This is a genomic window from Pantoea sp. 18059 (assembly GCF_902706165.1).
GTDB lineage: Bacteria > Pseudomonadota > Gammaproteobacteria > Enterobacterales > Enterobacteriaceae > Pantoea > Pantoea agglomerans.
On sequence record NZ_CACSJS010000001.1, the window covers coordinates 1,388,721 to 1,412,780 of the forward strand.

Genomic DNA, 24,060 nt, shown 5'->3' on the forward strand with positions numbered 1-24,060 from the left:
TTTCTTCGTAACATCCCTCCTGCTGCCTCGCTTTATCACGCCTTAACGGGCGTTTTCAGGCAATGTAAACACTCTGTGATTCCGTTCACAACTCTGCCACCCCAACTTGTATGGTAGTATTAAAGAGCGTACTTTTTCAACATTGAACGCTGACTTAAGGCAACCAGGATGAAAATTGTTAAGGCAGAAGTATTTGTAACCTGCGCAGGCAGAAACTTTGTCACCGTAAAGATCACCACCGATCAGGGTCTGACCGGCATTGGCGACGCAACGCTGAATGGCCGTGAATTACCGGTCGCCTCCTACCTGAAAGATCACGTCTGCCCGCAGCTGATTGGCCGCGATGCGCATCAGATCGAAGACATCTGGCAATATTTCTACAAGGGCGCTTACTGGCGTCGTGGCCCGGTCACCATGTCCGCTATCTCGGCCGTCGATATGGCACTGTGGGATATCAAAGGCAAAGCCGCCAATATGCCGGTTTATCAGCTGCTGGGTGGCGCATCACGCACCGGCGTGATGGTCTATTGCCACACCACCGGCCACTCCATTGATGAAGTGATGGATGACTACGCGAAGCACAAAGAGCTGGGCTTCAAAGCGATTCGCGCGCAGTGCGGCGTTCCGGGCATGAAAACCACCTACGGCATGGCGAAAGGCAAAGGTCTGGCCTATGAGCCTGCAACCAAAGGTAACTGGCCGGAAGAGCAGCTCTGGTCAACCGAGAAATACCTCGATTTTACCCCGAAACTGTTCGCCGCCATCCGTGACAAGTTTGGTTTCGACGAGCACTTGCTGCATGACATGCATCATCGCCTGACGCCAATTGAAGCGGCGCGTTTTGGCAAGAGCGTGGAAGATTATCGCCTGTTCTGGATGGAAGATCCGACGCCTGCTGAGAATCAGGAGTGCTTCCGCCTGATCCGCCAGCATACCGTTACGCCGATTGCCGTGGGTGAAGTGTTCAACAGCATCTGGGATTGTAAGCAGCTGATTGAAGAACAGCTGATCGACTACATCCGCACCACCATTACGCATGCGGGCGGCATTACCGGTATGCGGCGTATCGCTGATTTTGCATCGCTCTATCAGGTGCGCACCGGCTCGCACGGTCCTTCTGATCTCTCCCCTGTTTGCATGGCGGCTGCACTGCACTTTGACCTCTGGGTGCCGAACTTCGGTGTGCAGGAGTACATGGGCTTCTCTGAACAGATGATGGAGCTGTTTGATGCAAACTGGACCTTTGACCAGGGCTACATGCATCCAGGCGACAAACCCGGTCTCGGCATTGAATTCAACGAGAAACTGGCGTCGAAATATCCCTATGAACCTGCCTATCTCCCGGTCGCCCGTCTTGAAGATGGCACCCTGTGGAACTGGTAAGGAGAAGCTGATGAAAAGCGTTGTTATTGAACAGCCGGGTGAACTGGTGGTGGCTGAACGTCCGCTGCCACAACCTGCGGCGGGCGAAGTCCGGGTCAAAGTGGCTTATGCCAGTATCTGCGGCTCTGATGTGCATATCTGGCACGGTCATAACCCGTTCGCGAAATATCCACGGGTAATTGGTCACGAATTTTTCGGCGTTATTGACGCGGTGGGTGACGGTGTTGATCCGGCCCGGCTGGGCGACCGCGTGGCGGTGGATCCGGTGGTGAGCTGCGGCAGCTGCTATCCCTGCTCGGTGGGCCGTCCCAATGTTTGTACCACACTGCAGGTGATTGGCGTGCACCGTGATGGCGGCTTCAGCGAGTTTGCGCTGGCTCCGGCAAAAAATGCTTTTTCCCTGCCGGACAGCATCCCCGATCGGCTCGCCAGTCTGGTTGAGCCTTTCACGATCGCCGCCAATATCACCGCATTTCTCAAGCCGCAGCCAGACGATGTGGCGCTGATTTACGGTGCCGGTCCGATGGGGCTCACTGCGATTCAGGTGCTGAAGGGCGTCTATAAGGTTAAAAAGGTGATGGTGGTGGATCGCCTGCCGGAAAGGCTGGCACTTGCAGAGCAGAGCGGTGCGGATCAACTGTTCGATAACAGCGAAATCCCGCTGGCGGCACAGCTTGAGGGCGTGCAGCCTACGCTGATTATCGACGCGGCCTGCCATCCCACCATTCTGGCTGAAGCAGCTGCCCTCGCCTCACCGGCCGCGCGCATTGGCCTGCTGGGTTTCTCCGGCGAGCCGTGCAGCATTACTCAGCAGAGCCTGACCAGCAAGGAGCTGTCGCTGTTTACCTCACGTCTTAACAGCAATCGTTTCCCCCAGGTGATCGAATGGATGGAAAAAGGGTTAATCCAGCCAGAGAAACTGGTCACGCACTACTTCCCGCTGCAGGAGATTGAGCGTGCGATGACCCTGTTTGAAAAAGATCCGCGCACCTGCTGCAAAGTCATACTTCAGATGGGTTAATTATCCGCTGAACACCAGGTCTCCTCAGCCGGTGCGTACCCGCCGGCATGACTATAAAGATAAAACAGATCACGGAGTTTGTATGTTCAAGAATCTGCGCTGGACCCTCGTTTTGCTGCTGTTCCTGGTTTACATGATTAACTACCTCGATCGTGTCGCCCTGTCGCTGACGGTGCCGCTGGTGGAAAAAGATCTGGCGATCAATGCTGAGCAGTTTGGCATGATCTTCGGCAGCTTTTTCTTTGGCTATGCCCTGTTTAACTTCCTTGGCGGCCTTGCCACTGACCGCTATGGCCCTAAAATCGTGCTGGCCGTGGCGGTAGGTGCCTGGTCCATTTTCTGCGGCATGACCGCACTGGCCACCGGCTTCTGGTCACTGCTGATCCTGCGTGTGCTGTTCGGCATGGCTGAAGGCCCGATCTGCTCCTCGGCCAACAAAGCGATTAACGGCTGGTTCCCGAAAAAACAGGCCGCGACGGCCATGGGCTTACTGAGTGCCGGATCACCTTTGGGTGGTGCGGTCGCTGGCCCGATCATTGGTTATCTGGCGCTCGCCTATGGCTGGCGTCCGGCGTTCGTAATTGTCTGCTGTATCGGACTGGTGTGGATGGCATTCTGGCTCTTCTTCGCCGCTGACAATCCGGCGAAGAGCAAGCGCGTCAGCGAAGAGGAACGTCTGCTGATTGATCGCCTGAAAGCAACGAACCCGAATGATGAAGTTGATCTGTCGGAAACGTCACATCCGTTTGGCTACTACCTGCGCCAGCCGATTATCCTGGTCACCGCTTTTGCCTTCTTCTGCTACAACTACATTCTGTTCTTCTTCCTGAGCTGGTTCCCGGCCTACCTGGTGCAGGCGCACGGCCTGGATATCAAATCGATGAGCATCACCACCATGATCCCGTGGATCGTCGGTTTCGTTGGCCTGGCGCTGGGTGGCTGGATCTCCGATAAGATCTTTAACATCACCGGCAAGCTGTTGTTGTCCCGCAAAATTGTGCTGGTGGTCTCACTGCTGGCCGCCGCAATTTGTGTGGCGCTGGCGGGTACGATAAAAGATGTGGTGCCTGCGGTAATTATGATGTCGGTGTCGATTTTCTTTCTCTATATCACCGGCGCAATCTACTGGGCGATTATTCAGGATGTGGTGCACAAGAGCCGTATCGGCAGCATCAGCGGCTTTATCCATCTGGTGGGTAGCCTCTCCGGCATCATCGGGCCCATCGTCACCGGGTTTATTGTTCATCACACCGGTAAATTCGATAGCGCCTTTATCCTGGCGGGCTGTGTCGCCGCGCTGGGTGCCTTCCTGGTGTTATTTGTGATTCGCAGTCCGAAAACCCAGGATAAACCGGTTTCGGTCTGAGTGTTGTTTCGTTAACAGATGTATGATTTCGGGGCGCTTTGCGCCCCGTGTGCCATAAGGATGGACTATGTTACAGATTGATCGCCTGCCCGCGGAGGTCAAGCGCCCCGCTTACGACCGCAGCCAGTTAAAAACCCGCATGGTACATATCGGTTTTGGTGCATTTCACCGCGCCCATCAGGCGCTCTGCAGCGATAAGCTGGCTGAACAGGGCAGCGACTGGGGTTATTGTGAAGTGAACCTCAACAGCGGCGCGTTGATTGAGGCCCTGCGAGAGCAGCAGCTGCTTTATACCCTCACCGAGATGGCCGATGATTCATTGCATACCCGGGTGATTGGCGTCATTACTCAGGCACTGCACGGCAAAAGTGACGGTATTGAGGCGGTGATCAATGCCATGAGCCAGCCTGAGGTGGCGATTGTCTCCATGACCGTCACCGAGAAAGGCTATTGCCACCAGCCTGCCAGTGGCAATTTAAATGCCGATCACCCTGATATCGTGCATGACCTGCAGAATCCGCATTCGCCGCGTTCGCTGCCCGGTCTGATTCTGGCCGCGATTCGCCGCCGACGAGATCAGAGCTTACCCGCCTTTAGCGTGATGTCCTGTGACAACATGCCGGAAAATGGTCACGTGACCCGCAACGTTGTTGTGCAACTGGCACAGCATCAGGATCCGGCCCTGGCAGACTATATTCAGCAACACATAACCTTCCCCTCCACCATGGTGGATCGTATCGTTCCGGCCATGACCGATGCAGCGTTTGCGGCACTAGGCGCGCGTCTGGGTTCCGATGACCCGGTTGCGGTTGAAGCGGAGCCCTTCTTTCAGTGGGTGATTGAAGATAACTTCGTCAATGGCCGTCCGGCGTGGGAAAAAGCGGGCGCAGAACTGGTCAGAGACGTTCTGCCCTATGAAGAGATGAAACTGCGCATGCTGAATGGCAGCCACTCTTTCCTGGCCTATCTCGGCTTTCTGGCCGGTTATGAGTACATCAGCGACTGCGTGGCCGATCCCCATTTCCGCGCCGCCGCCCGTTCACTGATGATCGATGAGCAGGCGCCGACGCTGCGTACCCAGGGCGTGGATCTCAACGCCTATGCCGATTCGCTGATCGCCCGTTACGAAAACCGTGCCATTAAACATCGCACATATCAAATCGCCACTGACGGATCGCAAAAATTGCCACAACGCATGCTCGACAGCCTGCGCTGGCATCTGCAGCGCGGCAGCCGCTGCGACCTGCTGCTGCTGGGCGTGGCGGGCTGGATGCGCTATGTCGGCGGCATCGATGAACAGGGTCAGCCGATTGAGATCCGCGATCCGCTGAAAGCCACGCTGGCAGAGACGGTTGCCGGAAGCGAAGAAGGCGAAGCGCGTGTCCGTGCGCTATTGGGTCTGCGCGACATCTTTGGCGACGATCTGGCGCAGAACGCCGATCTGGTGGCCCGACTGACGACGTATTACCAGCAGCTGACGACTCAGGGCGCGCGGGCGATGGTGCAGCAGTGTATGAGCCAGGCATAACAGCCTGGTGACAAAGCGCTGGCGCAGATGCAGCGCGCTGATTAGACTGACACTTTCCCATCGCGCTGGCCCCTGCCAGCCGTAATATGGATATTGCTGCATGTCGATCGCCTATACCATTACTACCAGCGAACCGGTAAATCAGCAGATTTACCGGTATCTGCGCAAAGATATCGTCACCTGCGCAATTCAGCCGGGCTCGCTGCTCTCGGAAAAAGAGGTGTCCGCGCGCTTCAACGTTTCACGCCAGCCGGTGCGTGAAGCGTTCATCAAGCTGGCCGAAGCCGGACTGGTACAGGTATTGCCGCAGCGTGGCACTTTCGTGCGCAAAATCTCCGCTAAGCGGGTGGCGGATGGCCGTTTTATCAGGGAGGCAGTCGAGGTGTCGGTGGTTCGCCGTGCGGCACTGGAGATTGATGATCCGGCCCTGATGGCGCTGGAGCATAACCTGCAGCTGCAGCGCATGGCCGCTGAACGGCATGACAGCCAGGCTTTTCTCACTCTGGACGATGAGTTTCATCGCCTGATTGCTGAAAGCATCGACTGTAAGCTGGCCTGGGAAACGGTGGAGAACATCAAAGCGGCCATGGACCGGGTGCGGTTTCTGACGCTGAGTGAAGTCTCTCCACCGGACAAGCTGATTGAGCAGCATGAAGAGATTTTTGCGGCGCTGAAGCGTCATGACGCCGATGCAGCCGAAGCGGCAATGCGTCGTCATCTGCAGGAGATGATCTTCTCTATCACCCCGATTGCCGAGCGTAACAGCGCCTGGTTTGAAGCACCCTGAACCTGGAACCGCCCGCACCACCTGATTACCAGGTCGATGCGGGCCTTCGTCGTTACCACCATTGATGAAAATGGTGAACCGGCCCGATACCCTTCCCGACCTCCAGCGAATCTGCCTGCAGCAGCGCCTGCTGTAACCAGTTTTTGGCTTCCCCAATCGTCTCTGCCCAGTCAGCATGACGTGGTCGCAACGCGGCTAAGGCTGCCGACAGCGTACAGCCGGTGCCGTGCGTATGCCGGGTATTCACGCGCGGCGTACTGAATCGCTGCTCTGCTGAGTGCGTGATCAGCCAGTCCGGGCTCTCTGCCGCCGCAAGGTGACCGCCCTTCATCAGCACGGCCTGACAGCCCAGTGCCAGCAGTGCCCGTCCCTGCTCGCGCATCTCCTCTTCATCTGCTGCAATGGCGCAATCCAGCAACGCCGCCGCTTCCGGCAGATTAGGCGTGATCAGCGAGACCTGCGGCAATAACAGCTCCCGTACACTGGCTACGGCGTCTGGCGAGAGCAACGCATCACCACTTTTCGCGACCATGACCGTGTCCAGCACGATAAACGGGATTGCCGCATTTCTCAGCCGAGCCGCGACTTGCTCCACGATAGCCGTTTCTGACAGCATGCCAATTTTTGCGCTGTCGATGCGCACATCACTGAGCACCGAATCGAGCTGGGCAGCAACAAAGTCAGGCGTAATGCGATAAACCGACTGCACGCCGCAGGTGTTCTGTGCCACCAGCGCGGTGATGACGCTGGTGCCATAGGCTCCCAGAGCGGAGAAGGTCTTGAGATCGGCCTGAATCCCTGCGCCGCCGCTGGGATCGGTACCCGCAATCGTCAGAGCGTTAATACGCTTCATGATTACCCTCCAGCGTCCAGAGTGCATCAATAAACGCCGTGGCAAAGCTGCCGGGGCCGGCAGCCTGCGCCGCTGCCTTTTCACCCGCCAGCGCCATCACCTGACAGGCGGCCGCGACATTCATCAGCCGATCGCCAGGCAGAGAGCTGAAACCCGCCACCACTGCCGAGAGGGCGCAGCCGGTCCCGACTACCCGTGTCATTAAGGGGTTTCCACCGTGTACAGCAAGGAGTCGTTGACCATCGGTGGCGTAGTCCACTTCACCGGTGACGACCACCAGCGTGCTCCAGGTTTCCGCGAGCTGTTGGGCCGCATCGAGTGCTGCATCCGCCTGATGCAGCGTGTCGACACCGCGCCCGCCGCTGGCCTGTTGTGCCAGCGCCAGAATCTCTGACGCATTCCCCCGAATCACCGCCGGTTGCTGGCTTAACAATTGCTGGCAGAAGTCACTGCGCAGCGTCAGCGCGCCGACGGCAACCGGATCGAGTGTCCAGGGCGTGCCCGCCTGATTAGCCGCGGTGACGGCAGCCTGCATCGCCTGCTGGCGATCGCGGGTTAAGGTGCCCACGTTAATCAGCAGTGCATCGGCCATGCTACTGAACTGGGCAGTCTCAGCGGCATCGATCACCATCGCCGGTGAGGCATGGAGTGCCAGCAACACGTTGGCGGTGAAGTTCTGGACCACGTCATTGGTCATACAGTGCACCAGCGGTGACTGGCGCCGGAAAGCGTGCAGAATGGGCGCGAAGTGCGCGGCAGAAAGGTGTTGAGATTGATGTGTCATCGTAGCTCCCAACCGGCGAACAAGAAGGCGAATGCGGTCAGGCATCAGACTTCCCTACGCTGGCATTATCCAGTTCAGGTCAGCGGGTTTTTCTCAGCCCTTTCCGTGTGGAAAGCGGCACCCCGAGTCGTATTACGGCTTGCAGCATAGGCAAGCCGCGCAGCGAAAGCAAGCGACTCCCGCCTGGGAAATAATCGGAGCTGAAACAATTCACATGATCCCGATCAACGCCTGAGGGTGCAAAAAAAGGCTTAATGCTGCGGGTTAACGAGATACCTCTTTATAGGTAGCCCCGCTTATTACCCGGATAGGTAATATTTCCCGCAGTGACTCTGGTCACCCCATAATAATTAACCTGCTTGCAGCATCATCGTAAAAAACACTTTATTTCATGGAGTCAGAAAACTCCTGAAGCGGAACTTCATACTATTCAGGATGTATGATGCGATTTTTAGCGCTTATTCCACACCGCCATCGATGGCAGGATATTAATATTGAACGCAAGGGTGCCGTGGCACCCAATGGCAGACAGTACCTCTCCACCTATATTTCCGCCCGCTGCACAGGCTGTGGCGAAATTATTCACCGGGTCTATTATCGCGACATCAGCGATCGGCAGGCGCGCCGCTGGTTAGGTTAGCGTCCCGGTAACGGTCATTCCGGACACAGTTCAGGTTAACTGTTAGTTAGCAATTTGTTAGTCTGGTAACTAATCATCGTCTGACCAGACTCTCTCTATGCCACTGCTGTTTGAAAGCTTAAGCCATCAAATTTACCTGTCAGCCCCGCTGTTTATCCTGATCCTGCTGGGGTACTGCCTGACGCGCCTGGGGAAATGGCCCGCCAGCATCAGTGAAGGGATGAACCGCTTTGTGTTTAATGTTGCCCTGCCCTGCATGCTGTTTCGGGTGATGAGCACCTTCTCGCAAAGTCCACCGGTAGATGCGCGTCTGTTGCTGGCCTTTTTCGGCAGTTGCCTGCTGGTGTTTATCGTGGGACGACTGCTGGCAACAAGGCTGTTTAATCTGGATGGCGTAGCGGCGTCGGTTTTTGCGCTGGGCGGCATCTTTTCCAATAACGTGATGCTGGGGATCCCGGTAGCCACGGTACTGCTGGGGCCAGAAGCCCTGCCCCCGGTGGCGCTGGTGCTGGTGTTTAACAGCCTGATCCTCTGGACCTTACTGACCGTTTCGGTCGAGTGGGCAAAACAGGGCAGCTTCTCGCTGGAAGGACTCTGGCGCACCCTGCTCGGCGTGCTGAAGAATCCGCTGATCATCGGTATTCTCAGCGGTACAGCCTGGAGCTTTCTGCAACGTCCCTTGCCGCTGCTGGCCGCTGAACCGCTAAAGATGCTGGCCTCACTGGCCGCACCCCTGTCGCTGGTGACGCTGGGCATGAGCCTGGCGCACTATCGGGTGCGGGATGGCTTAAAAGAGAGCTATACCATCTGCCTGCTGAAGCTGGTGCTGCAACCGATGACAGTATGGGCTATCGCGTGGCTGACCGATCTGCCGCCACTGGAGAGTAAAGTGGTGGTGTTGCTGGGATCGATGGCAGTCGGGGTTAACGTCTATCTGATGTCGCAGAAGTTCAATGTTATTACCGGCCCGGCGGCGGCGAGCATGCTCTTTTCTACCGTGTTTGCGGCGGTCACAACGCCAATCTGGATGATGCTGATGACGCTGGCGGGCTATTAACAAAAAAGCCCCTCAGCACACGTGCTGAAGGGCTATTGTCTGGCTAACTAAATGTTACTCTGCCGATTTGGTACGAATCAGATAGTCAAAAGCGCTCAGTGAGGCTTTAGCACCTTCGCCGCTGGCGATGATGATCTGCTTGTACGGTACAGTGGTGCAGTCGCCCGCGGCGAACACGCCTTTCAGGCTGGTTTCGCATTTACCATCGATGATGATCTCACCCATTTTGTTGCGCTCAACCGCACCTTCCAGCCATGGGGTGTTAGGCAACAGACCGATCTGAACGAAGATACCGGAGAGCGGCAGCTCATGAGTGGTCTGCGTCGTGCGATCGATATAGTGCAGGCCGGTGACTTTGGTGCCGTCGCCTTTCACTTCGGTGGTCTGCGCGTTCAGGATCACATCCACGTTCTTCAGGCTGCGCAGCTTATCCTGCAGCACCTGATCGGCGCGCATCTTACCGGCAAACTCCAGCAGCGTAACGTGTTCAACGATACCGGCCAGGTCAATAGCGGCTTCCACACCGGAGTTACCGCCGCCGATCACCGCCGTGCGTTTGCCTTTAAACAGCGGGCCATCGCAGTGTGGGCAGTAGGTCACGCCTTTGGTGCGATACTCTTCTTCACCCGGCACACCCATGTTACGCCAGCGTGCGCCGGTCGCCAGGATGATGCTGCGTGATTTCAATACTGCGCCGGAGGCGGTTTCGATGGCGTGCATTCCGCCCTCTTTCGCTGCCGGGATCAGTTTGATGGCGCTCTGGCTTTCAATGACGTCCACGTTGTAATCATCCACGTGTGCGCGCAGTGAACCGGCCAGTTTTGCCCCTTCGGTTTTCGGTACGGAGATATAGTTTTCGATATCGACCGTGTCCAGCACCTGGCCGCCAAAACGCTCACCCAGCAGGCCGGTACGGATACCTTTACGTGCTGAGTAGATGGCTGCCGCTGCGCCCGCCGGGCCGCTGCCGATAATCAGGACTTCATACGCGTCACGCTTGTTCAGCTCTTCTGCCGCACGTTTGTCTGCATTGGTATCCACTTTGCTGACGATTTCCGCCAGGCTCATGCGACCCTGACCAAACTCTTTACCATTGAGGTAAACCGCTGGCACGCCCATCACGTTACGTTCCTGAATCTCGTTCTGGAACAGGCCACCGTCGATAGCGGTGTGGCTGATGCGCGGGTTAATCACCGCCATCAGGTTCAGCGCCTGTACGACGTCAGGGCAGTTATGGCATGAGAGTGAATAGTAGGTTTCGAAATGGAAGTCGCTGTCCAGCGCGGCAATCTGATCCAGCAGGCTTTGTGCTTCTTTCGACGGATGCCCACCGGTCTGTAACAGTGCCAGCACCAGTGAGGTAAATTCGTGACCCAGAGGTGAACCGGCAAAACGCGGGCCGCTGTTCGAACCTGGGTTGGTGATCAGAAATGAGGGCTTACGCACCTGACGATCGTTCTCTTCGCGGAAGCTGACTTTGTCAGACAAACCGGCGATATCAACCAACAGTTCACGGATCTCGGTTGATTTTGCACCTTCGTCCAGCGTGGCAATCAACTCAACAGGTTTGGTTAATTTCTCAAGGTAAGCCTTGAGCTGGGTTTTCAGATTTGTGTCGAGCATAGTGATATCCTGGTCAAAAAATCGGGTGCCGCAGCACCCGATTGGAGAATGGTCGAAAGGCCGAAGCGGAATTAGATTTTGCCAACCAGGTCCAGAGACGGAGCCAGTGTTGCATCACCTTCTTTCCATTTAGCCGGGCACACTTCACCTGGGTGAGAAGCCACGTACTGAGCCGCTTTCACTTTGCGCAGCAGGTCAGAGGCGTCACGGCCAATGCCTTCAGCAGTGATTTCGATTGCCTGGATAACGCCTTCCGGGTCAACGATAAAGGTACCGCGGTCAGCCAGACCTTCGTCTTCGCGCATGATTTCGAAGTTACGGGTCAGCGCGCCAGTCGGGTCACCGATCATCGTGTACTGGATTTTCGCGATGGTGTCAGAAGAACCGTGCCAGGCTTTGTGGGTAAAGTGGGTATCGGTAGAAACGGAGTAGATATCTACGCCCAGTTTCTGGAACTCTTCGTAGTGATCAGCCACGTCGCCCAGCTCGGTCGGGCAGACGAAGGTGAAGTCAGCTGGATAGAAGAAGAACACACTCCATTTACCTTCAACGTCTTTCTCGGTTACGTCGATGAATTCGCCGTTTTTGAATGCTGCGTTTTTGAACGGCTTGATTTTGGTATTGATAATAGACATCTGGTGGCCTCCGTTAAAATATGTGATGCAGGTTACATAATTTCCGGGCCAACATCTAATATGCAGTCGTTATCAATTTGATTAACGAAAGCTATCAAACGCTAAGAGCCTGATGCTCTCTGGCCCGGCAGGCAGTGTACAGTGATTTACGTGACATTTAACCCGCTTTATCTTTTCCGCCCCTCTCCGCGAATCGCTGCTAGTTTTGTAAGACCGGATTAAAAGGGAGCTGACTTGTGGAGATTCGTCCGTTTACTGAAGCCGATCGTCCTTTTCTGCGTACGCTGTTTCTGGCGGCGCGTCGGCATAACTGGCGCTGGCTGGACGGCAGCGAGTGGCAGCTGGAAGATTTTGATGGGGTAATCCTGGGTGAAACCGTGCTGGTCGCGGAAGCTGATGGACAGCGGGTCGGATTTGCCGGCCTGCTGGAGAACGATAACTTCCTGCACAGCCTCTATGTCGATCCTGACTGGCAGGGGCGCGGCGTGGGCAGCGCTTTGCTTAAGGCGGCAGAGGCGCGCTTTACCTCAACCGGTGCGCTAAAGTGCCTGCAGAAGAATAAAGCAGCGCAGGCCTTTTACCTGAAACATGGCTGGAAGATGATTTCACAAGGCGAAGGCGAACATGGCGGCTACGTGCTAATGCACTACCCGCTGGCTTCGCAATATGCCAGCGGGTCGGGTCGTGCTTAGAGCGCGCGGAAGGCGATGTCGCCGGGGATGACTTCGCCCTGCCAGTAAAGCTGGGCAGCAACGCGTCCGGCCAGCTGGCGATAAAGCGCGGTAAACTCGCTTTCGGGCCGGCGAATCACCGTCGGCTGTCCTTCATCGAGATCTTCGCGCAGGTCAATGTGCAGCGGCAGCTGGGCCAGCAGCTGCGTCTGGTAATCCTCTACCAGTTTCTGTGCGCCGCCGGTGCCGAAAATCGGCTCATGGAAGCCACACTGACTGCAGATATGCAGGCTCATGTTTTCCACCACACCAAGTACCGGCACATTAACCTTTTCAAACATCACCAGCCCTTTGCGGGCATCAATCAGGGCGATATCCTGCGGCGTAGTCACCACCAGCGCGCCGGTGACCGGTACGTTCTGCGCCAGTGTCAGCTGAATGTCGCCGGTACCGGGTGGCATATCCAGCACCAGATAATCCAGCTCAGGCCACAGCGTCTCGTTCAGCAGCTGCATCAGCGCTTTGCTGGCCATCGGCCCGCGCCACACCATGGCATTGTCGTCCGTGACCAGATAACCAATAGAGTTGGTTGCCAGCCCGTGCGCCATGATCGGCGCCATGTGGGTGCCATCCGGCGAGGTAGGCCGTTGATTCTGGGTGCCAAGCATGTTCGGCACTGACGGGCCATAAATGTCGGCGTCAAGAATGCCGACCCGCGCCCCCTCTGCTGCCAGCGCCAGCGCCATGTTCACGGCGGTGCTGGATTTACCCACGCCGCCTTTGCCAGAGCTGACCGCAATAATATTTTTCACGCCGTTGACGCCCGGCTGGTTTTTCACCCGTTTCAGGGTGGCAATGTCATGGCTGAGTCGCCAGTCGATGGCACTCGCGCCGGTCTGACGCAGCAGTTCGGCGCTGACCTGCTCTTTCAGGACGTCGAACCCGCTGGCCCAGGCAAACGGCATCAGCAGCTCCACATGCAGCGTACCGTCAAGCTGTGCCACGTGATGTAACGCCTTCAGGGCGGTGAGATTCTGCTTAAGGGTCGGATGCTCAAAGCTTCTCAATACGCCAGCCACGATGGCGCGCAGGCCTTCTGGCGTCTGCGGTTCCCGGGATTGTGCTGTCATCCCCTACTCCTTATTTCTGCTGTGCTTACGCTGTGTTTCAGCGATGTATTGTCAATGATATCAGATGCTCGTGGATCTGCGGTGACCGGAGGGGGTGAATCCCTTGTGTTTACGCAGGAGAAGCCTTCAGTTACCATCTAAGCCCGTTTTTTCAATCAACAGAAAGCTACGCAAACTATGACTCAAGTCGCTAAAAAAATTCTGGTAACGTGCGCACTGCCTTACGCGAACGGATCAATCCATCTCGGCCACATGCTCGAGCATATCCAGGCCGACATTTGGGTGCGTTATCAGCGAATGCGTGGCAATCAGGTTTATTTCATCTGCGCCGATGATGCGCACGGCACGCCTATCATGCTGAAAGCTCAGCAGTTAGGGATTGCACCGGAGCAGATGATTGCAGAAATGAAAAGCGAGCATGAAGCCGACTTTGCCGGTTTCAACGTCAGCTATGACAACTATCACTCGACCCACGGCGACGAAAACCGTGAGCTTTCTGCGCTGATTTATGGCCGTCTGAAAGAGAACGGTTTTATTAAAAACCGCACCATCTCCCAGCTTTACGATCCGGAAAAAGGGATGTTCCTGCCGGACCGTTTTGTAAAAGGCACCTGCCCGAAATGTAAATCTGCCGATCAGTATGGCGATAACTGCGAAGTGTGTGGCGCGACCTACAGCCCGACCGAGTTAATCGAGCCAAAATCGGTGGTCTCTGGCGCGACACCGGTTCTGCGCGACTCTGAACACTTCTTCTTTGATCTGCCCTCGTTCAGCGCCATGCTGCAGGCCTGGACCCGCTCGGGTGCGTTGCAGGATCAGGTGGCGAACAAAATGCAGGAGTGGTTTGAATCGGGCCTGCAGCAGTGGGATATCTCCCGCGACGCGCCCTACTTCGGCTTTGAAATTCCGGATGCGCCAGGCAAATATTTTTATGTCTGGCTGGATGCGCCTATCGGCTACATGGGCTCGTTCAAGAACCTGTGCGACAAGCGCGGCGACATCGACTTCGACGAATTCTGGCGTAAAGACTCCACTACCGAGCTCTATCACTTCATCGGTAAAGATATCGTCTACTTCCACAGCCTGTTCTGGCCAGCGATGCTGGAAGGCAGTAACTTCCGCAAGCCGAACAACCTGTTTGTGCACGGCTATGTCACCGTCAACGGTGCCAAGATGTCGAAGTCGCGCGGCACCTTTATTAAAGCCAGCACCTGGCTGCAGCATCTGGATGCGGACAGCCTGCGTTACTACTACGCGGCGAAACTCTCTTCACGTATCGACGATATCGACCTGAATCTGGAAGATTTCGTCCAGCGCGTAAACGCCGACATCGTCAACAAAGTAGTTAACCTGGCGTCACGTAACGCGGGCTTTATCACTAAACGCTTTGACGGCAAACTGGCGGCTGAGCTGGCCGATCCGGCGCTCTATCAGACCTTTGTGGACGCGTCAGAGAAGATTGGTGAAGCCTGGGCCGGTCGTGAATACAGCCGGGCTATTCGTGAGATCATGGCGCTGGCCGACCTGGCGAACCGCTATGTCGATGAGCAGGCTCCGTGGGTGGTGGCGAAGCAGGAAGGCCGTGATGCCGATCTGCAGGCGATCTGCTCAATGGGCATCAACCTGTTCCGCATTCTGATGACCTGGCTGAAGCCGGTGCTGCCGTCACTGAGCGCCCGTGCAGAAGGCTTCCTGAGCTGCGAACTGAGCTGGGATGCTATCGCGCAACCGCTGCTGGACCACCAGGTTGCGCCATTCAAAGCGCTTTACAGCCGCATTGAGATGGCAAAGGTTGAAGGACTGATTGAGGCCTCGAAAGAGGATGCCGCTGCCGCCAGTGCACCGGCCGCAAGCGGCCCGCTGGCAGATTCGCCGGTAGGTGACACCATCACCATCGACGATTTCGCCAAAGTTGATATGCGCGTGGCGCTGATTGAGCAGGCGGAACTGGTTGAGGGTTCGGACAAGCTGCTGCGCCTGCAGCTCGACCTGGGCGGTGAAAAGCGTCAGATCTTCTCGGGTATTCGCGCCGCCTATCCCGATCCCTCTGTGCTGGTCGGTAAAATGACCATTATCGTGGCCAACCTCGCGCCACGTAAAATGCGCTTTGGTATCTCTGAAGGCATGGTGCTGTCAGCGGGTCCTGGCGGCAAAGATCTGTTTGTGCTGTCCGTAGACAGTGGTGCTGTACCGGGAATGCCCGTTAAGTAACACTCTGCATTCTGCGGCTTTAACCGCTTAGCGCAGTGCCGTTCTCACACCCTTCGTGCCTCATCACGGGCGCGAAGGGTTATCACTCCTCGCTCTGAATGTGCACCGCTTCCATTCCACTCCCGCCCCTGAAAATCTGTATCTGCTACGGCCATACCGCTGCATAAATGTGATCGCTAGCACGCTAAGCGGTTAATGCGTATGATGAAGCTCAGTGAAAACAGGAGCCTGCCATGCTCACCGTGCTGTCTGTCTGCGGGCGCTATCTTCGCGCCTTTATCATCATTTATCTCTGCTTATACGCCGGAATCGGCATCGCCTCGCTGCTGCCCATCAAACTGCCTGGCAGCATCCTTGGGATGTTAATTCTGTTTGCCCTGCTCGCCTCGCAGATCCTGCCTGTCAGCTGGGTTAAACCGGGCTGCCATCTGCTGATTCGCTATATGGCGCTGCTATTTGTGCCAATCAGCGTCGGGGTAATGAGCTACACCGATATTCTGACCGCGCAGTTTGGCCCTATCGTGATCTCCTGCGTCGTCAGCACCTTCCTGGTTCTCTCTATTGTCGGCGTAAGCGCCCACCAGCTTCATAGTCGCTGTCCGGCCGGGGAGTCAGGCGATGAGTGAAATATGGTGGTCACTGCCACTGACGCTGGCGGCATTTTTTCTGGCGCGCAAACTGGCGATACGGCTGAAAATCTCGCTGCTCAATCCGCTGCTGGTGGCGATGGCGATAATTATCCCGATTCTGCTGCTGTTGCAGCTGCCCTATTCGCGCTATTTCGCGGGCAGTCAGATTCTTAATCAGCTGCTGCAACCGGCTGTTGTCGCGCTGGCACTGCCGCTGTATGAGCAGATGCATCAGATCCGTGCCCGCTGGAAATCGATTATTGGCGTCTGCTTTATCGGCAGTGTGACCGCCATGACCTCTGGCACCGCTATTGCTCTGTGGATGGGTGCCACGCCTGAAATCGCCGCTACCATCATTCCTAAATCCGTTACCACGCCCATTGCGATGGCCGTCTCCGGTTCACTGCACGGCATTCCCGCCATCAGCGCCATCTGCGTGCTGATTGCCGGAGTACTGGGTGCGGTGTTCGGACATACCGTACTGAATCTGCTTGGCGTGAAATCTAAGGCAGCGCGCGGGCTGGCGATAGGTAACGCGTCGCACGCCCTCGGCACAGCACGCGCCGCTGAACTCGACTATCAGGAAGGGGCATTCAGCTCACTGGCGCTGGTGATCTGCGGCATCATCACCTCACTCCTGGCGCCGTTTATTTTTCCGCTGCTGCTGCACTGGTTTGGCTGAAAGTTTGCGAGAGATCTCGCAAAGTTGAAACATGCAACACAGGTTACATTGTCAGAGCGATGTGGATCACATATAAACCGGTGACTGGCACATCGCCCTGCTGAATCTAATGAGGCTCACATGCAATCCCGTTTCCTCTCTGCCTTTGAGGCATTGCCGTCAACGCTGCAAACCGCACTCTCTCCGCTGCTGGACGATCCTGGCTTTCAGGCGGTGCTGAGCGCCGACCAGGTCGCCTCACTGCAGCAACAGACACAGATGGATGCCGATGCTCTGGCGCTGGCGCTGCTGCCCCTGGCGGCGGCCTGTGCCGTTGCTACCGTGTCGCATTTTAACGTCGGGGCTATCGCCCGTGGCGTCAGCGGCAACTGGTACTTCGGGGCCAACATGGAATTTACCGGTACGCCTTTGCAGCAGACGGTTCACGCCGAGCAGAGCGCCATTACCCATGCGTGGCTGCGTGGCGAAAGTCAGCTTGAGACGATCACCGTTAACTACACACCGTGCGGTCACTGCCGTCAGTTTATGAACGAGCTGAACAGCGGCACGAACATTCGCATCAGCCTGCCACAACGCGCGGTCAGCACCCTGGCCGATTATCTGCCGGATGCCTTTGGACCGCGCGATCTGGACATCACGACCTTCCTGATGGACAGCGTGGATCACGGCTATGTAGCCGAAGGCGATGAACTGGTGCAGGCCGCGGTTGCCGCTGCCAATGCCAGCCACGCGCCTTACAGCCAGTCACACGCCGGTGTTGCGCTGCTGACCGCAAACGGCGCGATTGTCACCGGGCGCTATGCGGAAAATGCCGCCTTTAACCCGAGTTTCCCGCCCCTTCAGGCGGCGCTGGTCCTGCTCAACATGCAGGGTGGCGATGTTCGTCAGATAAAAAAAGCGGTATTAGCCGAAGTGGAAAATGCCACGCTAAGCCAGTTCGCCGCCACACAGGCGACGCTTGAGACATTTGGTTGCGGTGAGCTGCTGCAGGTGACGCTGTACAAAGCATAACCCGCTGTCAGAGAGGCCACAGTTTTGTGAGCTTTTATGAACAAACGCTGTACTTCTGCGGGAAATTTCATAGGATCTGGCGCCAGAATTCACGACATTACAAATTACTCTGAATAATTCAGGTTGCAGGATAGCAGCACGGTCGTGAATGTTTCTGCAGCGGTTCCCCTGCCGCTGCCAGGCCTGCAGTCTGAGCTATAACGGGTAAGAAAACTGGCGCTACCTTTCCGGCGTGACGCCAGACAACACTGCAACCGGAGCATTACCGCATGGAACTCGACTACGAAAGTAAACGCCCGCTGTATATCCCTTATGCTGGCCCGATTTTGCTGGAATTTCCCCTGCTGAACAAAGGCAGCGCCTTTAGTATCGAAGAACGTAACGAATTCAACCTCAACGGTCTGCTGCCAGAAGCAGTGGAATCGATTGAAGAGCAGGCGCAGCGTGCCTGGCGTCAGTTCCAGGACTTCAAAAACAATAACGATAAGCATGTCTACCTGCGTAACATCCAGGACACCAACGAAACGCTGTTCTACCGCCTGCTGGATAACCATCTCGAAGAGATGATGCCCATCATCTACACCCCGACCGTCGGCGCAGCCTGTGAACACTTCTCTGAAATCTACCGTCGTGCGCGTGGCGTGTTCATCTCCTACCCTAACCGCGACCATATCGAAGATATGCTGCAAAACGCCACCAAGCAGAATGTGAAGGTGATTGTGGTGACTGATGGCGAGCGTATTCTGGGCCTCGGCGATCAGGGCATCGGTGGTATGGGTATCCCGATTGGTAAGCTTTCACTCTACACCGCCTGTGGCGGCATCAGTCCGGCTTACACCCTGCCGGTGGTGCTGGATGTTGGTACCAACAACCAGCAGTTGCTGAACGATCCGCTCTATATGGGCTGGCGTCATCCGCGCATCACTGGCGAAGAGTATGATGCGTTCGTGAACGATTTTATTCAGGCCGTTAAACGCCGCTGGCCGAAAGTGCTGTTGCAGTTTGAAGATTTCGCCCAGAAGAATGCCATGCCGCTGCTGAACCGCTATCGCGATGAAGTCTGCTGCTTTAATGATGATATTCAGGGCACTGCCGCCGTGACCGTGGGTACGCTGATTGCCGCCAGCCGCGCCGCCGGCAGCCGCCTGTGCGAGCAGAAAGTGGTGTTCCTGGGCGCCGGTTCCGCGGGTTGTGGTATCGCTGAACAGATCATCGCACAGATGAAATCCGAAGGTCTGAGTGACGAGGAAGCGCGTGGCCGGGTAATGATGGTGGATCGCTTTGGTCTGCTCACTGACAAGCTGCCTAACCTGCTCGATTTCCAGAGCAAGCTGGTGCAGAAGAGCGAAAATCTGCAGCAGTGGGATGTTACCAATGATTCCATCTCGCTGCTGGACGTGGTGCGCAATGCGCAGCCCGATATTCTGATTGGTGTCTCTGGCCAGCCGGGCCTGTTCACCGAAGAGATCATCCGCGAGATGCACAAGCACTGTAAGCGCCCTATTGTGATGCCACTGTCGAACCCGACATCACGCGTGGAAGCGACGCCAGCCGATATCATCGCCTGGACAGACGGTGCCGCGCTGGTCGCAACCGGCAGTCCGTTCTCGCCGGTGAGCTGGAACGGTAAAACCTATCCGATTGCGCAGTGCAACAACTCCTACATCTTCCCGGGCATTGGTCTGGGTGTGATTGCTTCGGGTGCCAGCCGCGTTACTGATACCATGCTGATGACCGCCAGCCGCGCGCTTGCTGACTGCTCTCCGCTGGTGAATGAAGGTGAAGGCCCGGTGCTGCCTGAGATTAAAGATATCCAGGGTGTATCGAAAATCATTGCGATGGAAGTGGGTAAAGCTGCTCAGCTGGCGGGTGTCGCCGTGGTGACCTCTGAAGATGTGTTGTCACAGGCTATCGCCAACAACTTCTGGCTGCCGCAGTACCGTCATTATCGTCGTACCTCGATTTAATCTTCAGACTGCCGGATTGCATCCGATCCGGCAGTGTTCAAAAAGAGCACAGCCAGCCGGCAGTAACTTGCTTCACAGTGACAGCTCAAGTAGCCTTGTCCCATCTCACTATTCTGACATCGAGTCTCCAGGCGCATGCTGAAACGCGTTTTCATTGGTCTGCTTTTCATCATCTTACTGATGATGGCAACGGCGCTCGGCCTTGATCGCTGGATCAGCTGGAAAACTGCGCCCTTTATCTACGAAAATGTCGCCTCTTTGCCACATCGTCAGGTCGGTGTGGTACTGGGTACGGCGAAATATTATCGCACCGGCGTCATCAATCAGTATTACCTCTATCGTATGCAGGGCGCGCTGAATGCCTACAACAGCGGCAAGGTCAATTATCTGCTGTTAAGCGGTGATAACGCGCTGCAAAGCTATAACGAGCCGATGACGATGCGCCGCGATCTCATCAAAGCCGGTGTCGATCCGGCTGATATCGTGCTGGACTATGCCGGTTTCCGCACACTGGATTCGATTGTGCGCACTCGCAAAGTGTTTGATACCAACGACTTCATTATTATCACGCAGCGTTTCCATTGCGAGCGTGCGCTGTTTATCGCCTTACAGCTGGGTATTCAGGCGCAGTGTTATGCGGTGCCCTCACCGAAGAACATGCTTAGCGTGCGCTTCCGTGAGGTAGGTGCCCGGCTGGGCGCGCTGGTGGATCTCTTCCTGCTTAAGCGCGAACCCCGCTTCCTGGGCCCATTGGTGCCGATCCCCGCCGTACGCGATGTCCCTGAAGATGCGCAGAGTTACCCGGCAGTGACGCCGGAGCAGCTGCTGGAGCTGGAACAGAAGCTGCGGAAATAGGTCACACACTGCGGCTTCTTTATGCTGGTTACTGCTGTGCCGAAGTCTGGCAGTGACGTGCAGGGCTCAGGGAGCTGACGGTAATATGCTGGCTCAGGGAGCATACGTTTAGTCGCCGTCTGTTACTATGCAGCGATCATTAAGCTGATTAATTACATGACTACGGTAGATAATTCAGTGCTACTTCCCCTCTGAAAGCCGACTTAGACTGCTGAGAAATCTGAAGAGGGTGAATCTTATAACAATGAATAAGCTCAACGCGCAGGGAACACGGTCAGAAGAGGAAAGCATCCCACGCCAGGGACAAAAACGCCGGGAGCGTTTTTGAACAACGCAAAGCGTTGGCCCGGAAACGGGCGCACCTCAGGGATGAGGTGCGTAATCGCGTGGGCCGAGCGTGTCATGGATGACGGCTGTTGCGACTTTCCGATCTGACCGTGTTCCTGCGCATACTCGATCTCACAGCAACGACCCCAGCACTCTCCGCTATAAAAAGCGTTCTGCGGGGGGAATGACACGGGCAGATCATTTACTGGCCTTAGCGTCTTTCCGATCTGACCGTGTTCCCTTCGCAGCCTCGACCTCATAGCAGCTCCCCCTTGACTCCCCATAAAAAAAGCGACCCGAAGGTCGCTTCTTTAGCGTGGAGTTGGACTTACTTCTTACGGGAATATTTCAGGGAATCCAGCGCCACGGCGAAGATGATGATGCCGCCTTTAATAATGTACTGCCAGTAAGGGTTAACGCCGATATAGGTCAGACCATAGTTGATGACGGTGAAGATCAACACACCGGTCACTACGCCCGCCACGCTACCCACACCACCGGCGAAGGAGACACCGCCGACCACACAGGCCGCAATCGCATCCAGCTCATACATAAAGCCAAGGTTGTTGGTGGCCGAACCGATACGCCCCGCTTCCAGCATCCCGCCGAAGGCGTAGAACACACCTGACAGGGCATAAATCATGATCAGGTTCAGGTTGACGTTAACGCCTGAGACTTTCGCCGCTTCCGGGTTACCGCCGATAGCAAAAATGTTCTTGCCGAAACGGGTTTTATTCCACAGCACCCAGACGAAAATAATGGCAATCACGGCGTAGAAGGTGATGAACGAGAGCTTAAAATCACCAAAGCGTAAGAAGCCCTGGGTAAATTTCGAGAATCCTGTATCAAAACCGGCAATCGGTGATGCGCCAACAAAGTCGTAATAGAGTGAGTTGATACCGTAAACGATGATCATGGTGCCCAGCGTGGTGATAAATGGCGTTACCTTGAGGTAAGCAATAATCACACCGTTGACCAGACCAATCACGCCGCCGATGATGCACACGGTCAGAATAACCAGTGGAATCGGCACCGTATCCAGCGTCGGGAAGACCTTGTTCGCGTTATCCATCGCCTGCAGCAGCGTCGCGGCAACCACCGCCGCCAGACCGACCTGACGTCCGGCTGACAGGTCAGTACCCTGCGTCACAATCAGACCCGCCACACCCAGTGCAATAATAATGCGCACCGAAGATTGGGTCAGAATATTACTCAGGTTCATTAAACTTAAAAATGAGGGGTCCTGGAAAATAATAATAGCCAGCAATACCAGCAGCACGACATAAATGCCGCCCTCTTTTAACCAGGTTAGCGCATTCTTTTTTGTAGTCGCTTTCATGTTAACAGCCCTTGCTTCATTAAAGGTGTAATGACGCTAAACGCAATATTTCGTTCTGCGTGGTCGTTTTGGTATCAACTATGCCTGCTACCAGACCATTACTCATTACCAGAATACGATCGGTAATGCCTAACAGCTCCGGCATTTCGGATGAGATAATAATGATGCCCTTTTCTCTTTTCGCCAGCTCAGCAATTAACTGGTAAATTTCGAATTTTGCACCAACATCAATACCGCGAGTGGGTTCATCAAGCATCAGGATTTCAGGCTGGGTCAATAACCAGCGGCCAATAATTACTTTTTGCTGGTTACCGCCCGAAAGCGAACCAATCTGAGTATGGTGGCCTGGCGTTTTTACACGCATAGAATCGATCACCCACTGGGTATCACTCTTCATGCGTTTATTATCCAGCAGTCCCATACTGTTTTTATATTTTTTGATATTGGAAATAAGCGAGTTAAAACCAATGTCGAGGAAAGCATAAATACCGGTTGAGCGACGCTCTTCAGTCACCAGCGCAAAACCGTGGTTAATGGCTTCATTGGCGCTGTGATTATTAATCGGTTTACCATGCAGTTTAATGGTGCCGCCCGATTTTTCGCGAATGCCAAACAGCGTTTCGACGATATCGGTACGTTTGGCGCCCACCAGCCCGGCAATGCCGAGTATCTCCCCTTTACGCAAATCAAATGAGATGTCGCGAATCGATGGCTGACGCAGTGACGTCAGATGACGCACCTCAAGAATCGTCTCGCCTGGCACGTTAGTACGATCAGGGAAACGCTGGTTCAGTGAACGGCCAACCATCATGGAGATGATCTTATCCATATCCAGCCCTTCCAGCGGCTGAGAGGTGATCCACTGACCATCACGCAGGATAGTGATCTCATCACACAGCTGGAAAATCTCTTCCATTTTGTGCGAAATATAAACAATGCCACAGCCGCGATCTTTCAGCTTACGAATAATCGTGAACAGGTGATTAACCTCTTTCTCGGTTAACGAGGAGGTCGGCTCATCCATAATCACAATTTTCGCGTCGTAGGAAAACGCTTTGGCAATTTCAATCATCTGCATCTGCGATACAGAAAGATTGGCAACTTTATCGCGCGGATCGATATCAATATCCAGCTCGTCAAAAATCGCTTTGGTATCCCGGTACATTTTATCCTGATCGACAAAGAAGCCTTTGCGCGGATAACGCCCAAGCCACATATTGTCCATCACGGTACGCTGCAGGACCAGGTTTAATTCCTGATGCACCATCGACACGCCATTTTCCAGCGCCTCTTTGGAACTTTTATAGTCGATCTCTTTACCCTGAAACAGGATACTGCCGGTATCTTTTTTATAAATACCAAACAGGCATTTTAATAAGGTAGATTTCCCGGCACCGTTCTCGCCCATTAATGCATGAACAGAGTGAGGCCGCACTTTTAAATTCACATTATCTAACGCTTTAACGCCGGGAAATGATTTTGAGACATCCGTCATTTCCAGCAGATATTCTCGCTGCGCGGTCGTATTATCACTGGCCATATTTTACCTGGCTAAAAAACG

Annotated in this window: 21 protein-coding genes and 1 riboswitch; of the genes, 14 read left to right on the forward strand and 7 right to left on the reverse strand. The window is 55.3% G+C overall.

Annotated elements, in window-relative coordinates:
* The first annotated feature begins 168 nt into the window (after window positions 1-168).
* The 5 genes from manD to GVJ63_RS06520 all read left to right on the forward strand — a co-directional run bounded on the left by manD (window position 169) and on the right by GVJ63_RS06520 (window position 6,085).
* A complete protein-coding gene (manD, locus tag GVJ63_RS06500) occupies window positions 169-1,383 on the forward strand; it encodes a D-mannonate dehydratase ManD (RefSeq protein WP_010670990.1) in 1,215 nt (404 codons plus the stop codon).
* Window positions 1,384-1,393: 10 nt separating this feature from the next.
* Window positions 1,394-2,404, forward strand: a complete 1,011-nt coding sequence (locus GVJ63_RS06505) for a Zn-dependent oxidoreductase (protein ID WP_033788256.1) — start codon at window positions 1,394-1,396, stop codon at window positions 2,402-2,404.
* A gap of 82 nt (window positions 2,405-2,486) precedes the next feature.
* Complete coding sequence (locus tag GVJ63_RS06510; protein ID WP_010248200.1) at window positions 2,487-3,770, forward strand: MFS transporter; 1,284 nt, start codon at window positions 2,487-2,489, stop codon at window positions 3,768-3,770.
* A gap of 67 nt (window positions 3,771-3,837) precedes the next feature.
* Window positions 3,838-5,298, forward strand: a complete 1,461-nt coding sequence (locus GVJ63_RS06515; RefSeq protein WP_159226587.1) for a mannitol dehydrogenase family protein — start codon at window positions 3,838-3,840, stop codon at window positions 5,296-5,298.
* A gap of 100 nt (window positions 5,299-5,398) precedes the next feature.
* Window positions 5,399-6,085, forward strand: a complete 687-nt coding sequence (locus tag GVJ63_RS06520; RefSeq protein WP_010248206.1) for a GntR family transcriptional regulator — start codon at window positions 5,399-5,401, stop codon at window positions 6,083-6,085.
* 52 nt (window positions 6,086-6,137) lie between these two features.
* Here the strand turns inward: GVJ63_RS06520 and thiD are convergent, their stop codons facing one another.
* Together thiD and thiM are read right to left on the reverse strand one after the other, a co-directional pair.
* A complete protein-coding gene (thiD, locus tag GVJ63_RS06525; RefSeq protein ID WP_060680598.1) occupies window positions 6,138-6,938 on the reverse strand; it encodes a bifunctional hydroxymethylpyrimidine kinase/phosphomethylpyrimidine kinase in 801 nt (266 codons plus the stop codon).
* Window positions 6,925-7,722 (reverse strand): hydroxyethylthiazole kinase, encoded by a 798-nt coding sequence (gene thiM, locus GVJ63_RS06530; RefSeq protein ID WP_159226588.1) that lies wholly within the window; start codon window positions 7,720-7,722, stop codon window positions 6,925-6,927. The genes thiD and thiM overlap by 14 nt, the downstream gene beginning before the upstream one ends.
* A gap of 34 nt (window positions 7,723-7,756) precedes the next feature.
* Window positions 7,757-7,857: riboswitch (TPP riboswitch) on the reverse strand.
* Window positions 7,858-8,164: 307 nt separating this feature from the next.
* Here thiM and GVJ63_RS06535 point away from each other — a divergent pair.
* Together GVJ63_RS06535 and GVJ63_RS06540 are read left to right on the forward strand one after the other, a co-directional pair.
* On the forward strand, window positions 8,165-8,362 hold the full coding sequence (locus GVJ63_RS06535) for a hypothetical protein (protein ID WP_010248217.1): 198 nt from the start codon (window positions 8,165-8,167) through the stop codon (window positions 8,360-8,362).
* A 97-nt stretch (window positions 8,363-8,459) separates the two neighbouring features.
* A complete protein-coding gene (locus GVJ63_RS06540) occupies window positions 8,460-9,419 on the forward strand; it encodes an AEC family transporter (RefSeq protein WP_022625034.1) in 960 nt (319 codons plus the stop codon).
* A 54-nt stretch (window positions 9,420-9,473) separates the two neighbouring features.
* On the opposite strand, the gene ahpF is transcribed toward GVJ63_RS06540, so the two are convergent.
* Together ahpF and ahpC are read right to left on the reverse strand one after the other, a co-directional pair.
* On the reverse strand, window positions 9,474-11,042 hold the full coding sequence (gene ahpF, locus GVJ63_RS06545) for an alkyl hydroperoxide reductase subunit F (protein ID WP_159226589.1): 1,569 nt from the start codon (window positions 11,040-11,042) through the stop codon (window positions 9,474-9,476).
* A gap of 71 nt (window positions 11,043-11,113) precedes the next feature.
* A complete protein-coding gene (ahpC, locus tag GVJ63_RS06550) occupies window positions 11,114-11,677 on the reverse strand; it encodes an alkyl hydroperoxide reductase subunit C (protein ID WP_010248225.1) in 564 nt (187 codons plus the stop codon).
* Between the two features lie 236 nt (window positions 11,678-11,913).
* On the opposite strand from ahpC, the gene GVJ63_RS06555 reads away from it, so the two are divergent.
* Complete coding sequence (locus tag GVJ63_RS06555; RefSeq protein ID WP_010670997.1) at window positions 11,914-12,369, forward strand: GNAT family N-acetyltransferase; 456 nt, start codon at window positions 11,914-11,916, stop codon at window positions 12,367-12,369.
* Here the strand turns inward: GVJ63_RS06555 and apbC are convergent.
* On the reverse strand, window positions 12,366-13,478 hold the full coding sequence (gene apbC, locus GVJ63_RS06560; protein WP_159226590.1) for an iron-sulfur cluster carrier protein ApbC: 1,113 nt from the start codon (window positions 13,476-13,478) through the stop codon (window positions 12,366-12,368). The two genes, GVJ63_RS06555 and apbC, sit on opposite strands and share 4 nt — an antisense overlap.
* A 177-nt stretch (window positions 13,479-13,655) precedes the next feature.
* Here apbC and metG point away from each other — a divergent pair, with 177 nt between their 5' ends.
* The 6 genes from metG to sanA all read left to right on the forward strand — a co-directional run bounded on the left by metG (window position 13,656) and on the right by sanA (window position 20,833).
* Window positions 13,656-15,689 (forward strand): methionine--tRNA ligase, encoded by a 2,034-nt coding sequence (gene metG / locus GVJ63_RS06565; RefSeq protein ID WP_159226591.1) that lies wholly within the window; start codon window positions 13,656-13,658, stop codon window positions 15,687-15,689.
* Window positions 15,690-15,922: 233 nt separating this feature from the next.
* Complete coding sequence (locus GVJ63_RS06570) at window positions 15,923-16,315, forward strand: CidA/LrgA family protein (RefSeq protein ID WP_159226592.1); 393 nt, start codon at window positions 15,923-15,925, stop codon at window positions 16,313-16,315.
* Entirely contained in the window at window positions 16,308-17,000 is a 693-nt protein-coding gene (locus tag GVJ63_RS06575) for a CidB/LrgB family autolysis modulator (RefSeq protein ID WP_022625036.1), read from the forward strand. Before GVJ63_RS06570 ends, GVJ63_RS06575 begins: the two co-directional genes overlap by 8 nt.
* A 120-nt stretch (window positions 17,001-17,120) precedes the next feature.
* Window positions 17,121-18,011 (forward strand): cytidine deaminase, encoded by an 891-nt coding sequence (gene cdd, locus GVJ63_RS06580; protein ID WP_045140642.1) that lies wholly within the window; start codon window positions 17,121-17,123, stop codon window positions 18,009-18,011.
* A gap of 269 nt (window positions 18,012-18,280) precedes the next feature.
* Window positions 18,281-19,978 (forward strand): NAD-dependent malic enzyme, encoded by a 1,698-nt coding sequence (locus GVJ63_RS06585; protein WP_010248245.1) that lies wholly within the window; start codon window positions 18,281-18,283, stop codon window positions 19,976-19,978.
* Window positions 19,979-20,113: 135 nt separating this feature from the next.
* Window positions 20,114-20,833, forward strand: coding sequence for an outer membrane permeability protein SanA (gene sanA, locus GVJ63_RS06590; RefSeq protein ID WP_010248246.1), 720 nt, complete (start codon window positions 20,114-20,116; stop codon window positions 20,831-20,833).
* Window positions 20,834-21,488: 655 nt separating this feature from the next.
* On the opposite strand, the gene mglC is transcribed toward sanA, so the two are convergent.
* Together mglC and mglA are read right to left on the reverse strand one after the other, a co-directional pair.
* A complete protein-coding gene (gene mglC / locus GVJ63_RS06595; RefSeq protein WP_010248248.1) occupies window positions 21,489-22,499 on the reverse strand; it encodes a galactose/methyl galactoside ABC transporter permease MglC in 1,011 nt (336 codons plus the stop codon).
* A 19-nt stretch (window positions 22,500-22,518) separates the two neighbouring features.
* Window positions 22,519-24,039 carry a galactose/methyl galactoside ABC transporter ATP-binding protein MglA gene (mglA, locus tag GVJ63_RS06600; RefSeq protein ID WP_010248250.1) on the reverse strand — a complete coding sequence of 507 codons (1,521 nt, stop codon included), beginning with the start codon at window positions 24,037-24,039 and terminating at the stop codon, window positions 22,519-22,521.
* Between the last annotated feature and the right edge of the window lie 21 nt (window positions 24,040-24,060).